The 14,426-nt window shown below is 65.3% G+C and carries 13 protein-coding genes and 1 tRNA gene; 7 read left to right on the forward strand and 7 right to left on the reverse strand.

Annotated features, from left to right (window positions below; all coding sequences use genetic code 11):
• Window positions 1-54: 54 nt before the first annotated feature.
• Window positions 55-225, forward strand: coding sequence for a hypothetical protein (locus tag J8I34_RS08215; protein ID WP_198030846.1), 171 nt, complete (start codon window positions 55-57; stop codon window positions 223-225).
• Window positions 226-267: 42 nt separating this feature from the next.
• Here the strand turns inward: J8I34_RS08215 and J8I34_RS08220 are convergent, their stop codons facing one another.
• From J8I34_RS08220 to J8I34_RS08245, 6 genes are all read right to left on the reverse strand, one after another.
• Window positions 268-612 carry a hypothetical protein gene (locus tag J8I34_RS08220; protein ID WP_232232466.1) on the reverse strand — a complete coding sequence of 115 codons (345 nt, stop codon included), beginning with the start codon at window positions 610-612 and terminating at the stop codon, window positions 268-270.
• 108 nt (window positions 613-720) lie between these two features.
• Window positions 721-796 (reverse strand) — tRNA-His (locus J8I34_RS08225).
• Between the two features lie 101 nt (window positions 797-897).
• On the reverse strand, window positions 898-1,176 hold the full coding sequence (locus J8I34_RS08230) for a hypothetical protein (RefSeq protein WP_209805796.1): 279 nt from the start codon (window positions 1,174-1,176) through the stop codon (window positions 898-900).
• Window positions 1,177-2,173: 997 nt separating this feature from the next.
• On the reverse strand, window positions 2,174-3,211 hold the full coding sequence (gene dusA / locus J8I34_RS08235) for a tRNA dihydrouridine(20/20a) synthase DusA (RefSeq protein ID WP_035877126.1): 1,038 nt from the start codon (window positions 3,209-3,211) through the stop codon (window positions 2,174-2,176).
• 240 nt (window positions 3,212-3,451) lie between these two features.
• Window positions 3,452-4,015: an NADPH-dependent FMN reductase gene (locus J8I34_RS08240; RefSeq protein ID WP_209805797.1), complete on the reverse strand. Its 564-nt coding sequence runs from the start codon at window positions 4,013-4,015 to the stop codon at window positions 3,452-3,454.
• A gap of 160 nt (window positions 4,016-4,175) precedes the next feature.
• On the reverse strand, window positions 4,176-5,264 hold the full coding sequence (locus tag J8I34_RS08245; RefSeq protein ID WP_209805798.1) for an enoyl-CoA hydratase/isomerase family protein: 1,089 nt from the start codon (window positions 5,262-5,264) through the stop codon (window positions 4,176-4,178).
• 138 nt (window positions 5,265-5,402) lie between these two features.
• Between J8I34_RS08245 and J8I34_RS08250 the strand changes: the two genes are divergently transcribed.
• Window positions 5,403-6,266 carry a sterol desaturase family protein gene (locus J8I34_RS08250; protein WP_209805799.1) on the forward strand — a complete coding sequence of 288 codons (864 nt, stop codon included), beginning with the start codon at window positions 5,403-5,405 and terminating at the stop codon, window positions 6,264-6,266.
• Between the two features lie 44 nt (window positions 6,267-6,310).
• Here J8I34_RS08250 and typA read toward each other — a convergent pair whose 3' ends face one another.
• Window positions 6,311-8,131, reverse strand: coding sequence for a translational GTPase TypA (typA, locus tag J8I34_RS08255; protein WP_029046208.1), 1,821 nt, complete (start codon window positions 8,129-8,131; stop codon window positions 6,311-6,313).
• A 212-nt stretch (window positions 8,132-8,343) separates the two neighbouring features.
• On the opposite strand from typA, the gene J8I34_RS08260 reads away from it, so the two are divergent.
• The 5 genes from J8I34_RS08260 (at window position 8,344) to J8I34_RS08280 (ending at window position 14,420) form a co-directional block, all read left to right on the forward strand.
• Window positions 8,344-8,829: a MarR family winged helix-turn-helix transcriptional regulator gene (locus tag J8I34_RS08260; RefSeq protein WP_209805800.1), complete on the forward strand. Its 486-nt coding sequence runs from the start codon at window positions 8,344-8,346 to the stop codon at window positions 8,827-8,829.
• A 105-nt stretch (window positions 8,830-8,934) separates the two neighbouring features.
• Window positions 8,935-10,488 carry an efflux transporter outer membrane subunit gene (locus J8I34_RS08265; RefSeq protein WP_209805801.1) on the forward strand — a complete coding sequence of 518 codons (1,554 nt, stop codon included), beginning with the start codon at window positions 8,935-8,937 and terminating at the stop codon, window positions 10,486-10,488.
• Window positions 10,489-10,532: 44 nt separating this feature from the next.
• The gene (locus J8I34_RS08270; RefSeq protein WP_245175837.1) at window positions 10,533-11,846 is read left to right on the forward strand and encodes an HlyD family secretion protein; all 1,314 of its coding nucleotides are present in this window, start codon (window positions 10,533-10,535) and stop codon (window positions 11,844-11,846) included.
• Window positions 11,847-11,848: 2 nt separating this feature from the next.
• Window positions 11,849-13,459 carry a DHA2 family efflux MFS transporter permease subunit gene (locus J8I34_RS08275; RefSeq protein WP_029046205.1) on the forward strand — a complete coding sequence of 537 codons (1,611 nt, stop codon included), beginning with the start codon at window positions 11,849-11,851 and terminating at the stop codon, window positions 13,457-13,459.
• Window positions 13,460-13,631: 172 nt separating this feature from the next.
• Window positions 13,632-14,420: an IclR family transcriptional regulator gene (locus J8I34_RS08280; RefSeq protein ID WP_209805802.1), complete on the forward strand. Its 789-nt coding sequence runs from the start codon at window positions 13,632-13,634 to the stop codon at window positions 14,418-14,420.
• The last annotated feature ends 6 nt before the right edge of the window (window positions 14,421-14,426 follow it).

The following is a 14,426-nucleotide window of genomic DNA, read 5'->3' on the forward strand; positions in this document are numbered from 1 at the left end:
CCGCCCGGCTTGCCGGGTGTTGACCCCGCTTTTGCCCAAGAAAGAGGTGCAACCATGCCGCAAACCCACCACGTCGCCACCCGCCGCCCGGTCAAGCCGGTACCGTTCCGCCAGTGCAAGGGCGTACGCGTCTATCAGGGCGCGCAGCGCCGGACCATGGTAGGCAGCATGGCCGCTATCTGCAGGATGCTTGAACTGGAAACCACGAACAAGCTGGCCATTTGAAGCTGGAGCAGCCTCACTCGCTGGCCTGCGCCCCGCCCTGAATCAGCTACGCGCGCACGCCTTGGTTTCCGTTTCCAATTCTTCCGGCGTCATCTGCGGAAACCACGTATTGGTCTTGCGCAGCTCGACGGCCGTGCCATCCGGCCTGGCCGTCAGCGAGATCAGGTAAGCATATGCAAACTCGCCGCTGCCGTTTGGCTGCCCGATCCGGATTTCCGTCTGGTTCTTTGCCGGCAGGTTGACGACCGTGGCCTCATCGCCGAGATTGTTGCGCAGGCATTTGGCAACGTCAGCCATTCTTGCCGGCGTGAACAAGCGCATCGGCGGACGCGCGCGAATGTCTTTTTCCGACGTGCCAGTGGCACACCCCGCCATCATCGCGGCCATTGCCACGCCAACGCCCATTACCGCTGCTCGAAGGAACATACGAACCCTTTGGAATTCGACCCACAAAGTAAAACAGCGCCTTCACAGGCGCTGTTTCACTTGGCAACTTGGGGTGGCTGATGGGACTCGAACCCACGACGACAGGAATCACAATCCTGGACTCTACCAACTGAGCTACAGCCACCGTAGAGGTCATCAGCGAAGTGCTGATCGACGAAAACCAAGATTATACAAACACTTTTCCAAGATGGCTAGTATCCCGCACAAATTTTTTCGAGGTTTGCATCACGCCTTGCGCGGCTGCCACTTGGCCTCCAGCAATACTGCCTGCTTGATGGCGGCAATGGTCTCCGCCTCGGTGTCGAAGTGACCCAGCAGCCGGCGTGACTTGCCGTTGAAAACGGCTTCCTGCAGTGCCCTACCCGCGGCTTCGGAAGTACCGTGATGCCAGCAGTAGCGCGCCGTCCATTTGCCATCCTGCAGTTGTTCGGCAACCCAGACCAGCCTGAAGTCCTCAAACACCTCGCCGAATGATCCTTCGTTGTTTGCGTTCGCTTTGTCCACGCTTTCTGCCGTTCATTCGCCTGCGGCGATGCGAAGAATCGTAGCATGCAGGCCGGTTGCCAGACATGGGCGCGGAACGCGGGCGCGAAGGCCTTTGCGGCAAGCCACCAATCCGCTGGCGATATGGCGCGCACAGCCCCCACCTCTGCAGGGTTCTTGGCGGACGTGCGCACAGCGATACTCCGTTCCGAGGGACATTGACCCCCCTCGATCTTCCTGACAGGCGGCCCGTCCCCTCGGGCTGCCTGCCTCTTTTACCTTCCGCATCATTCGGTTTGGCAATGCCAGGTTCCCTGGAACCTGGCGCATTGGCCGTGGCCCAATCATCTTCAGGAAGATTGCGAGGAAGGAGCATGCGAACAATGCTTGAACGTCTTGCGGGAGCCTTGTCGCTACTGGGAATGGTCGCGGCCCTGGCGGGCTGTGCTGGCGGCGGAGCCGATGGGCGGGAGTCGGGGGTCACGGCCTACGGGACGCTGGACGTGGGCATCAGCCATACGTCGCGATAGCCCTACCGCCGCAAGCGTGACCGATGGAACTCTTTTCCATGCCGCCCGGTCAAATTCGCTCGAATGGCGCAATCGCAAAAGGCCAAAAAAAGAGTCCGCAGCGCGGACTCTTAACTTTAGCGATCTCAAATGCCCTGAAGGCCGTTGCAATGTAACTGTCATCAGGACTTTGCACCATTCGGGTAAACGAAGAGCGCCGGACGCGCCGACAAAAAAAGCCCGCCGAAGCGGGCCGAATAATCAGTTGAAGAAAGCCCTGTATTCGAGGGCAGGCACAGTGTAAAAAAGTGCCCTGCCTCGGCGAATTAGGGGAATCCCTTTGAATCGCTTGGAATCCCTTTACGGGCGCCGGTTTCCGGGCGATCGGGCTGAGCAAGTGCGGCACGCGCTACCCTTGCGAATCGATGCATAAGTTGGCGATTCGGTGTTAGAGCAAGAGTTCAAGCGCTCCATAACGGCGTGATGCTCATCGTTGAGCGCGAATCGTCTTATGCCGCCAGCGGCTCCGATGCCAGGGGATGCAGGTGTGTACGCGCCTCGGCAAACAGTGCATCCACATCGGCACGAGTGCGCGCGGCATGCATGCGCTTCGCATCGGACAGCACGCGGCGCCAGCCTCGTCCTCCCGCAACCCCGCGGTACAGCCCCAGCATATGCCGAGTGACTGCGCCCATATACCCGCCGCGTTCGACCATGTCGCCGATATAACCCTGCATCGCCTGCTCTACATCCAGCCGCGACCGCACTGGTGCCTCGGCGTCGCCATAGAATCGCACGTCCATTTCCGCCAGCACATAGGGCTGGTGATATGCCTCGCGGCCAATCATCACGCCGTCGATGTGCCGCAGATGCTGCGCCATCTCGTCATAGGTGACGATGCCGCCATTGATCAGTATCTCCAGCTGCGGAAATTCCTGTTTCAGCTGGTACGCCACTTCATAGCGCAGCGGCGGGATCTCGCGGTTTTCCTTTGGGCTCAGGCCTTTCAGGATGGCATTGCGCGCATGAACGATAAATGTTTCGCAGCCCGCCTCAGCGACCGTGCCGACAAAATCACGCACGAAATCGTAGTGCTCGACGGTATCGATGCCGATACGGTGCTTCACCGTCACCGGGATGCTTACCGCATTGCGCATCGCCTTCACGCAATCGGCAACCAGTTCGGGCTCCGCCATCAGGCAGGCGCCGAAGGCACCGCGCTGCACGCGCTCGGACGGGCAGCCGCAATTCAGGTTGATCTCCTTGTAGCCCCATTGCTCGCCCAACCTCGCCGCCGCGGCCAGGTCAGCGGGCTCACTGCCACCCAGCTGCAGCGCGACGGGCTGCTCGGCCGCATCGAAGTCCAGGTGGCGCGGCACGTCGCCATGCAGCAGCGCGCCGGTGGTCACCATCTCGGTATACAGCCAGGTATGGCGACTGAGCTGGCGGTGGAAGGTGCGGCAATGACGATCTGTCCAATCCATCATTGGCGCCACGGATACGCGGCGCGGGCTTGCCGCGGCAGGTTTACCTTGAAAATGGGTCATTTGGGAACGGATCGGCACGGCCAATCCTCATGCTGCTCGCAGATATCAACGGCGCCCGGTGGAATTCCCATGCGCCGGGGGCGCCGCACACAATGCAGCCTCAGCAGTATCGCGGCTTCGGGAGGCGCATGAGTTTACCACCCTGGCAGATCTTTCGCCTGAGACGCCGCCCGCACGGCGAAAACTCGCCGGTCCTTGCCGTGAACCATCGGCAATTGCCGGGCGCGGGCGCGCCGCGCCTCATCGTGTGGCTGCAGTCTTGTCGATCCACATGGCGAAGGCGGCCAGGAACTTGTCGAGGAAGCCCCGCGTGGATTCGCTGGCAATGCCGCCCTGCTCGTCGAGTAGCTTGTCGACGCCGCCGATATAGGCCTCGGGCTGCTGCAGGAGCGGAACATTGAGGAACACCATCGACTGCCGCAGGTGATGGTTGGCGCCGAAGCCACCGACGGCTCCCGGCGAGGCACTGACGATGGCGGCAGGCTTGCCGTCCCAGACGCTGCTGCCATAGGGACGCGAGCCCACGTCGATGGCGTTCTTCAGCGGTGCGGGGACCGAGCGGTTGTACTCAGGCGTGACGAACAGCACCGCATCGGCGCGGCGCACGCGGTCGCGGAAAGCGGCCCAGGTCTGGGGCGGCTTGTCGTCCAGGTCCTGGTTGTAGAGCTGCAGTTCGCCGATCTCGAGGATCTCCAGCTTGAGTTGTGCCGGCGCCTGCGCGATCAGCGCCTTGGCCAGCTTGCGGTTATACGACTCCTTGCGCAGGCTTCCCACCAGTACAACGACATCACGAGGATTGCTCATCACGGCTCCTTTGTCTGTGTGGACGCTTGAAGCGGGCGGCGCAGGCGCCATGATTGGCATCGCTGCCCGCGCCGGTCCAGCCACCACTCTACCCGAGTCGCGACTGGCCTGCCGTGAGGCGAGCGGCGCGCGAGGCCGCCTGGCAGGGGCAACGGGCTGATCAGGCGCCCTTGCCCAGCGCGGCGAGCGGATGGTCTTCCATACGCCACGGGCTGTCGAAGAACGACTGGACTGTCTCGCGGCCAACCTCATCCAGCCGGGCATGCTGCCAGCGCGGCTTGTGGTCCTTGTCGATCGCCAGGGCGCGGATGCCCTCGACGCCGTCGCCCTTGCGGAACACGTAGTACATCATGTCCAGCTCCATGCGCAGCTCATCTTCGAGCGACATGCCGCGCGCGCGGCGGATCTGCTCCAGCGACACGCACAGCATCAGCGGCGAGCGGCTGCGCAGCATGGCAGCGGTCTGCGCGGCCCAGTCGCCCGGCGCGTCGCTGACGGCGGCCAGGATATCCTGCGCGGTATTGCCGGCGAACAGCGCGTCGATCTGTGCGGACAGGCCCGCCAGCGTGCTTTGCGCGGGCAGGCAGTCAGCGCGGTGCGGCGCAGTGAAGCCATCGATATGCGCGAGGACGGCATCGCCGGCGGCAAACTGCCGCGCGCGCAGCGAATCGATCAGCTCGGCCAGCCGGTTGCCTGGCAGGTAGGCATCGGCCAGTCCTGCGTACAGCGCATCAGCCGCGCTGATCGCGGCGCCGGTCAGCCCCAGGTATTCGCCGATATGGCCCGGCGTGCGTGCCAGGAACCAGCCACCGCCGACATCGGGGAACAGGCCGATATTGGTTTCGGGCATGGCCATCCTGGTGCGCTCGGTAACCAGGCGCAGCCGGGCGCCTTGCGAAATGCCCATGCCGCCGCCCATCACCACGCCGTCCATCAGCGCGATATAAGGCTTGGCGTAGCGGTGGATCAGGAAATTGAGCGCGTATTCCTCGACAAAGAACTGGTCGAGCAGCGGATCGCCTTCATGCGCCGCCTTGTGGAAGTAGCGGATATCGCCACCGGCGCAGAATGCCTTGCCGCCGGCACCGGAGACCACCACCGCCACCACGTCTGGCGCCGAAGCCCACGCCTGCAGCGCCTGTGTCATGGCGCGGATCATGTCCAGCGACAGCGCGTTGAGCGCCTGCGGGCGATTCAGCGTCAGGTATCCGATGCCACCGTGGACTTCGGTCGTGACGAATTCAGTCATGTCTTGCTCCTCCAATGCAACGGGTGATTTTACGCCAGCCGCACCGGCGGGGCGTACCCCATGGGCAGCTTGCGGCGCATGCACGAGCATTGAGGAATTTCTCGTAGCAATTCCGGTCGGAATGTGCACACTTGCGGGATGACCACCGAATCGCTCGATCCCGGACTCGTGCTGCTGGCGTTTGCGCCGGTCTTCCTGCTGACCGTCTCGGGCGAGGCCTGGTATTGGGCGCGCCGCGACCGGTCGGTGTACAGCCTGCGCGATACGCTCTCCAATGCGGCGCTCGCGCTGATGCACCAGGCCTCTGACGCATTTTTCCTTTGGCTGATGATCCGGACGGTGTACGGCTGGTGTTACCAGCATGGATGGCGTGCGGTGCCGGAGACGGCGTGGTCGTTCGCGCTGTTGCTGCTGTTGCAGGACTTCCTCTACTACTGGTTCCACCGCGCCAGCCATCGCGTGCGCTGGCTATGGGCATCGCACGTGACGCATCACTCGTCGGAAGGCATGAATTTCTCGACGGCGTTCCGGCAAAGCCTGACGTATCCACTGTCCGGGATGTGGCTGTTCTGGATTCCGCTGGCGTATATCGGCTTCACGCCGGACTGGGTGATCCTGGCCGTCGGCCTTAATTTGGCATTCCAGTTCTTCGTCCATACGCGGCTGGGACAGCGCTCGCCCTGGATCGAGTCGCTGTTCAATACGCCTTCGGTCCATCGCGTGCATCACGCCAGGAACCCGCAGTACATCGACCGCAACTACGCCGGCGTGCTGACGGTGTGGGACAGGCTCTTCGGAACCTTCGTCCCCGAGCGGGAGATGCCGGTGTACGGCATCACGCGCCAGGTGCGCACGCACAACCCGCTGACGCTGACTTTCCACGAATGGCGCGACATGTTCGCCGATGCGTGGCGCGACCGGGATGTCCGCTATCTGTGGAAACCGCCGGAATGGCGCAGCCCGCGCGCGCCGGCAATGGCGCCGCCGCCCGACGGGCAATAAAAAAACCGCGCCCCGGGCGCGGTTTTCTATGACCAGCTCAATGCTTATGCGCCTTCGCGGGCAGCACGCTTGCGCTCATGCTCCTTCAGGTGGCGCTTGCGCAGGCGGATGCTCTTGGGCGTAAGTTCGACCAGTTCGTCGTCGGCGATGAACTCCACCGCATACTCGAGCGACATCTGGATCGGCGGCACCAGGCGCACGGCTTCGTCGGTACCCGAAGCGCGCACGTTGGTCAGCTGCTTGCCCTTGATCGGGTTGACCACCAGGTCGTTGTCGCGGCTGTGGATGCCGATGATCATGCCTTCATACAGCGCATCGCCCGGCTTGACGAACATACGCCCGCGGTCCTGCAGCTTCCACAGCGCGTAGGCCACGGCATCACCGTCGTCCTGCGAGATCAGCACGCCGTTGTGGCGCTCGCCCAGGCCGCCTTCGCGCACCGGCGCGTAGTCGTCGAAGATATGGCTGATCAGGCCGGTGCCGCGCGTCAGCGTCAGGAACTCGCCCTGGAAGCCGATCAGGCCACGGGCCGGGATGCGGTATTCCAGGCGCGTGCGGCCCTTGCCGTCCGAGGCCATGTCGAGCAGTTCGCCCTTGCGGCGGCCCAGCTCTTCCATCACGCCGCCCTGGTGGCTGTCTTCGACGTCCACGGTCAGCAGTTCGTACGGCTCATGCTTGACGCCGTCGATTTCCTTGAACACCACGCGCGGCCGCGACACGGCCAGCTCGTAGCCTTCGCGGCGCATGTTTTCCAGCAGGATGGTCAGGTGCAGCTCACCGCGGCCCGACACTTCGAAGATGGTGTCGTCGCCGGTATCAGCCACGCGCAGCGCCACATTCGACTTCAGTTCGCGGTCCAGGCGCTCGCGCAGCTGGCGGCTGGTCACGAACTTGCCTTCCCGGCCGGCCAGCGGCGAGGTGTTGACGCAGAAGTTCATCGTCAGCGTCGGCTCGTCCACCTTCAGCATCGGCAGCGCGTCCTGGGCGTCCGGCGCGCACACGGTGCAACCGATGCCCAGTTCTTCGATGCCGTTGATCAGCACGATGTCGCCTGCTTCGGCTTCCTGCACGATCTCGCGCTCCAGGCCCTGGAACTTCAGCACCTGGTTGATGCGGCCCTTGATCGGATTGCCTTCCGGGCCGAACTTGACCACCACGTCCTGCAGCGGACGGGCGCGGCCACGCGAGATGCGGCCCACGCCAATCTTGCCAACGTAGCTGGAGTAGTCCAGCGAGATAATTTGCAGTTGCAGCGGGCCGTCCCGATCGTCGTCACGCACCGGCACCTTGTCCAGCACGGTCTCGAACAGCGGCTTCATGTCGCCGTCGCGCACGTCTTCGGTCAGGCCGGCAAAGCCGTTCAGGCCCGAGGCGTAGATCACCGGGAAGTCGAGCTGCTCGTCGGTGGCGCCCAGCTTGTCGAACAGGTCGAAGGTCTGGTTGATGACCCAGTCCGGACGCGCGCCCGGGCGGTCGATCTTGTTGACCACCACGATCGGCTTCAGGCCCAGCGCCAGCGCCTTGCGCGTGACGAAGCGGGTCTGGGGCATCGGGCCCTCGACCGCATCGACCAGCAGCAGCACGCCGTCGACCATCGACAGCACGCGCTCCACTTCACCGCCGAAGTCGGCGTGGCCCGGGGTGTCGACGATATTGATATGGGTGCCGTTGTATTCGACGGCACAGTTCTTCGCGAGAATCGTGATCCCGCGTTCCTTTTCCAGGTCGTTCGAGTCCATCACCCGCTCGGCGACTTGCTGGTTGTCGCGGAAGGTGCCTGCCTGGCGCAGGAGCTGGTCGACCAGGGTGGTCTTGCCATGATCGACGTGGGCGATGATGGCGATGTTTCGGATGGCGCGGGTCATTGCTGCGTCTCGCTAAAAGCGACTCCCGCAAGGGAGAGTCGGAGAATCTGAGGTAACCCAACATTCTAGCATGTTGCGGCGCAAGATGCTTTGACCTCAACCGTCACTCCGCTAGCAAATATCCTTGCCAAAAGTGAAATAACCAATTTCCGTTCTTGCGCATCCTTAAACGCAAACATATATTTGCCACAGCAAAGATTGCAAAGGCAAAGATGTCACAGGACCTTCCCTCCCGACCGCCGGCAACGAACGCCGGGTTGTTCGATCCCTCCAGTTACCAGATGTGCGACAGCGTCGGCTACCTGCTGCAGCGCGCCAAGAACGCGCTGGCGCACACCGTCGAGCAGGAGGTCAGCAGCCTGGACATCACGCATGCGCAGGCCAGTTGCCTGATCATGATCGCCTCCGGACGCGCCGCCACGGTGACAGACCTGGGGCGCGAACTGAACACCGACATGGGTTCCGTCACGCGCCTGCTCAGCCGCATGGAAAAGCGCGGCCTGATCGAACGGCAGCGCCGCGACGCCGACCGCCGCGTGGTCGACCTGTTGCTGACCGAGCAGGGCCAGGCCCTGGCCGACCGCCTGCCGAGCATCTTCTGCAAAGTACTTTCCCAGCACTTCAGCGGGTTTTCCGCCGACGAAGTCCAGTTGCTGAAGAGCATGTTGCGCCGGGTCATCGACAACTACAGCGGGTAGCGCGGCGCCGGCCGGAGCCCGAACCCCGGCGAGGCAGACCGTCCGGCACGCCGGACACACCGTACCACCCGTCACAAAGCATGGCTCCGGACACGGAGCGACACCATGAAACAAGTTCTCTCTTCACAAGCCCCGCTGCCAGCCCGCCCGCCCGAGCTGGCACGCCGGGCGGGCACGCTGGCATTGACGGTCGTTGCCGCGGCGGTGCTGGCCGGCTGTGCAGCGCTCGGCAACTCGCACAGTACCCAGACCATGGCCGACCCGGCCGCGATGGCCACCTCGCAAATCCTGCCCGGCGAGCACGGCCAGTGGCCCACGCAGGACTGGGTAGACCAGTTCAGGGACCCGCAGCTGAGCGCGCTGGTCGACGAGGCCGTCAAAGACAATCCCAGCCTGCAGGCGGCCTTTGCCCGCGTGGAAGCGTCGCGCGCCATGGCCGAGGCCACGCGCAGCGCGCTCTACCCGCACCTGGAGTTCGAAGGCAGCCTGATCCGCCAGCGCTTCTCCGAGAAGGACCTGTTCGAAGGCACGCCACTGGCCGGCTCGTGGCAGAACCAGTCGCGCCTGCAGGTGGGCCTGTCCTATGACTTCGACTTCTGGGGCAAGAACCGCGATGCGCTCGAAGCGGCGCTGTCGGACGACCGTGCCGCCGAGGCGGAAAGCCAGGCCTCGCGCCTGATCCTGGCGACCTCGATCGCGCGCAACTACGCCCGCCTGGCCGCGCTGTATGCCCAGCGCGACGTCGCCGAGCGTGCCATCGCGCAGCGCCGCGACCTGACCGAGCTGTCGCGCCAGCGGCTGGCCGCCGGCCTGGACACGCAGGTCGAGACCACGCAGGCACGCGGCACCGTGGCCGCATCGCAGACCGACCTGCAGCGCGTCGACGAAGAGATCGCGCTGGCCCGCAACCAGCTCGCCGCGCTGCTGGGCAAGGGCCCGGACCGCGGCCTGCAGATCCAGCCCCCGGTGCTGCTGGCGCAGGCCACGCCCACCCTGCCCGACGATCTGACCATCGGCCTGCTGGGCCGCCGTCCCGACCTGGTGGCGGCGCGCTGGCGCGTCGAAGCGGCGTCCAAGGACATCAACGTCGCCAAGAAGGAATTCCTGCCCGACGTCAGCCTGACGGCATTTGCCGGCCTGGCAGCGCTGGATCCGTCCAACCTGCTGATGGGCATCAGCCGCACCTTCGGCATCGGCCCGACCGTGCGCCTGCCGATCTTCGAGGGCGGCAGGCTGCGCGCCAACCTGAAGGGCAAGTACGCCGGCTACGACATCGCCGTGGCCAACTACAACCAGGCGCTAGTGGACGCGCTGCGCGAAACCGCCGACACCATGACCAGCATCCGCAGCGTCGACAAGCAGATCCAGACCCAGCGCGAAGCCCTGGACCTGGCCGAGCACGCCTACGCGCTGGCGACTACGCGCTACAAGGCAGGTCTGGGCACGCAGCTGACCGTGCTCAACGCGGAAAGCAACGTGCTGCAGCAGCGCCGGCTCGCGACCGACCTGCAGGCACGCCGGCTTGACCTGCAGATGGGCCTGATGAAGGCGCTCTGCGGGGGCTACCAGGAGCCTGCCGACGAAGAGAGCCACGCAGGCCACAGCCAGGCCGGCGCCGCGCAGCAACAGGACAAGACCCAGGCGGGCGCCCGCGGCTGATCCGCGCACCCAGTGATCGCAGACAAGATTCAGCAGAGAACATCATGAGCAATAACCAGCAAGCGGCCGGCACCAACCATCCCCAGCAAACCCCGGCCTCCGGCGACAATGGCAAGCGCAAGCGCATGCTGCTGGCGCTGACCGCGGCGATCGTCGTCGCCGGCATCGGCTACGGCGTGTACTGGGGCATGTACGCCCGCCATTTCGAAAGCACCGACGATGCGTACGTTGCCGGCAACGTGGTGCAGGTGACCCCGCTGGTCGGCGGCACCGTCGTGTCGATCGCCGCCGACGACACCCAGCTCGTCACCGCCGGCCAGCCGCTGATCCAGCTTGACCGGGCCGATACCCAGGTATCGATGGAACAGGCCGAGGCGCAACTGGCGCAGGCCGTGCGCGAGGTGCGCACGCTTTACGTGAACAACGGCTCGCTCGCCGCCAACGTGGCGCTGCGCGAAGCCGATGTCGCCAAGGCGCGCGAAGATTTGCGCCGCCGCCAGGCCATCGCCGGCACGGGCGCGGTCTCCAGTGAAGAGATCGCGCACGCGCAGGCCGCGCTCAAGGCAGCGGAATCGGCGCTGCTGGCCGCGCGCGAGCAGCTCGCGTCGAACAAGGCGCTGACCGACCAGACCACGGTGGAGAAGCACCCCAACGTGCAGCGCGCCGCCGCCAACCTGCGATCGGCCTACCTGTCGTTCGCGCGCTCGACGCTGCCGGCGCCGGTGACCGGCTACGTGGCCAAGCGCTCGGTGCAGGTGGGCCAGCGCGTGGCCGCGGGCGCGCCGCTGATGGCCGTGGTGCCGCTGGACCAGGTCTGGGTCGACGCCAACTTCAAGGAAGTGCAGATCACCCATATGCGCATCGGCCAGCCGGTGACGCTGGAGGCTGACGTGTACGGCTCCAAGGTGGAGTACAAGGGCAAGGTCGCGGGCTTCTCGGCCGGTACCGGCTCGGCCTTCTCGCTGCTGCCGGCACAGAACGCCACCGGCAACTGGATCAAGGTGGTGCAGCGCCTGCCGGTGCGGATCGCGCTGGATGCGCGGCAGCTCAAGGATCACCCGCTGCGCGTGGGCCTGTCGATGACAGTGAAGGTCGACGTGCGCCGCGAGGAAGGCGCCGCCATGGCCAATGCCGCGCCGGCCAGGCCGATGCAGACCGATGTCTATGACAAGGTGGCACAGGACGCCGACCAGCTGATCGCACAGATCATCACCGCCAACAACGGCGGCCGCGCCGCCGGCCTGCCTGCTGCCGCCGGGGCCGAAGGCGCCAAGGGGACCAACGGAGGCAACGGGGCCATCGGGCCCGACACCGCCAACGCGACCGGCGGTGCCAACGCCAAGCCTGCCCGCTCCTGATCATGGCCAACTCCATCACCGCCGCGCAGTCCGGCGCCGGCACGCCGGCGCGGCCTGCCGCGCCGCTGGCGCCGCAGCCGCCGCAGCCGCTGACCGGCGGCAAGCTGGTGCTCGGCACCATCGCGCTGTCGCTGGCCACGTTCATGAACGTGCTCGACTCGTCGATCGCCAACGTGTCGATCCCGGCGATCTCGGGCGACCTCGGGGTGGCGCCGAACCAGGGCACCTGGGTCATTACCTCGTTCGCGGTGGCCAATGCGATCTCGGTGCCGCTGACCGGCTGGCTGACCACGCGCTTCGGCGCGGTGCGGCTGTTCATCACGTCGATCCTGCTGTTCGTGCTGGCGTCGTGGCTGTGCGGCGTCGCGCCCAACCTGGAAACGCTGCTGGCCGCCCGAGTGCTGCAAGGGGCGGTGGCGGGGCCGATGATCCCGCTGTCGCAGTCGCTGCTGCTGTCGAGCTATCCGCCCGCGAAGAGCACCATGGCGCTGGCGCTGTGGGGCATGACCACGCTGGTGGCGCCCATCATGGGCCCGCTGCTGGGTGGCTGGATCTCCGACAACATGACGTGGCCGTGGATCTTCTACATCAACGTGCCGGTGGGGATCATCACCGCCTACGCCACCTGGGCCATCTACAAGGACCGCGAGACGCCGACCAAGGTGCTGCCGATCGACCGCATCGGCCTGGCGCTGCTGGTGATCTGGGTGGGCTCGATGCAGCTGATGCTCGACAAGGGCAAGGAGCTGGACTGGTTCCACTCCACCGAGATCGTGGTGCTGACGCTGGTGGCGATTGTCGGTTTCCTGTTCTTCCTGGCGTGGGAGACCTATGAGAAGCATCCGATCGTCGACATCAGCCTGTTCAAGGGCCGCAACTTCAGCTCGGGCGTGGTGGCAATCTCGGTGGCGTACGGGCTGTTCTTCGGCAACCTGGTGATCCTGCCGCTGTGGCTGCAGACCATCGTCGGCTATACCGCGACGGATGCCGGCATCGTGATGGCGCCGGTGGGGATCTTCGCGATCCTGCTGTCGCCGGTGATCGGGCGCAACTTGCCGAAGATGGATGCGCGCTGGGTCGCAACGGCCGCGTTCATCACCTTCGGCATCGTCAGCCTGATGCGTTCGGGCTTCACCACGCAGGTCGATACCTGGACGCTGATGGTGCCGACGCTGATCCAGGGCGCGGCGATGGCGATGTTCTTTATCCCGCTGACTTCGATCATCCTGTCGGGGCAGCCGGCCGAGAAGATTCCGGCGGCGTCGGGCCTGTCGAACTTCGTGCGGATCACCTTCGGCGGCATCGGCGCCTCGATCTCGACCACGGTATGGGAGAACCGCTCGGCCCTGCACCATGCGCAGCTGGTCGAGCAGGTGAACCCGTACAACCCGGCCTACCAGGACCAGCTCAGCCACCTGATGCAGATGGGCATGAGCCAGGCACAGGCGGTGGGGGTGATCGAGCGCAATATCAGCCAGCAGGCAGCCATGCTGGGCGCCAACGATATCTTCTGGATCTCGGGGATGCTGTTCTTCGTACTGATCGGCTTTGTCTGGCTGACGCGGCCGGCCAGGGGCGGCGGCGGTTCGGCGGACGCGATGGCGGCGCACTGAGGCACACGCCTGCTGATGGGACAAAGGGACGCTTGCGAGCGTCCCTTTTTTGTCTTCTCGACTGGCCCCCTTGTATTCCGGCCCCGGCCGTCCTATGATTTCCGAACCGATTTACGGAACCATGGTTCCGAAAAACGGAACCAACCGAATATCAGAACGACGGAGCGACGGTGTGAGCATTCTCGAAGGCGTGGAAAGCGTGCTGGCCATGTTCGAACAGGGCCGGCACGAAGTCACGTTCAACGACGTCATCGACGAACTCGGCCTGGCCAAGAGCTCGGCTTCGCGGCTGCTGGCGCAGATGGTGCGCTACCGGCTGCTGGAGCTGCAGCCGTCGACACGGCGCTACCGCCCCGGGACGCTCCTGATTCGCGCCGCCCAGGCGGCGACACAGGCGCATCCGTTCGACGAGCAATGCCGGGCCATCCTGGCTTCGCTGTCGGACTCCACCGGCTTTACCGCCTACCTGTCGATGCTCGACGGCACCGACACCGTGGTCCTGCAGCGCCTGAACGGCAGCAACCCGGTGCAAGTGCTGTCGCCGCCGGGCGCGCGCCGGCCGGCATTCACCACCGCGATGGGCCGCGTGCTGCTCTCGCGCCTGCCGGAAGCCGAATTCAGCGCACGCTATGGCACCTCCGGCGCGCGCAAATTGCCCGAGGCGCCAGCTGGCTGCCCCGCTACCGTGGCCGAACTGGCCGAGCGCGTGGCAAGCGCCAGCCGCGAGCGCAGCGCGATCGCCGTGAATGAAGGCATGCCGGGCATCGGCGCGGTGGCCACCACGCTGGCCGATCCGCTTTCCGGCGATGTGCGGGGCCTGTGCCTGTCGTTTACCGCGATGCAGGTCAGCCAGGCCCAGGCCCACGCGCTGCGGGAAACGCTGGTGCAGGCAGTGGCGCCGGTCGGGCAGCGCATCGGCGATCCGCTCTGGCTCCATCCCGGCGACACCGCCGGGCACTAGCAACCC

Origin of the sequence: Cupriavidus phytohabitans, from assembly GCF_017815025.1 — a bacterium.
Taxonomy (GTDB): Bacteria; Pseudomonadota; Gammaproteobacteria; order Burkholderiales; family Burkholderiaceae; genus Cupriavidus.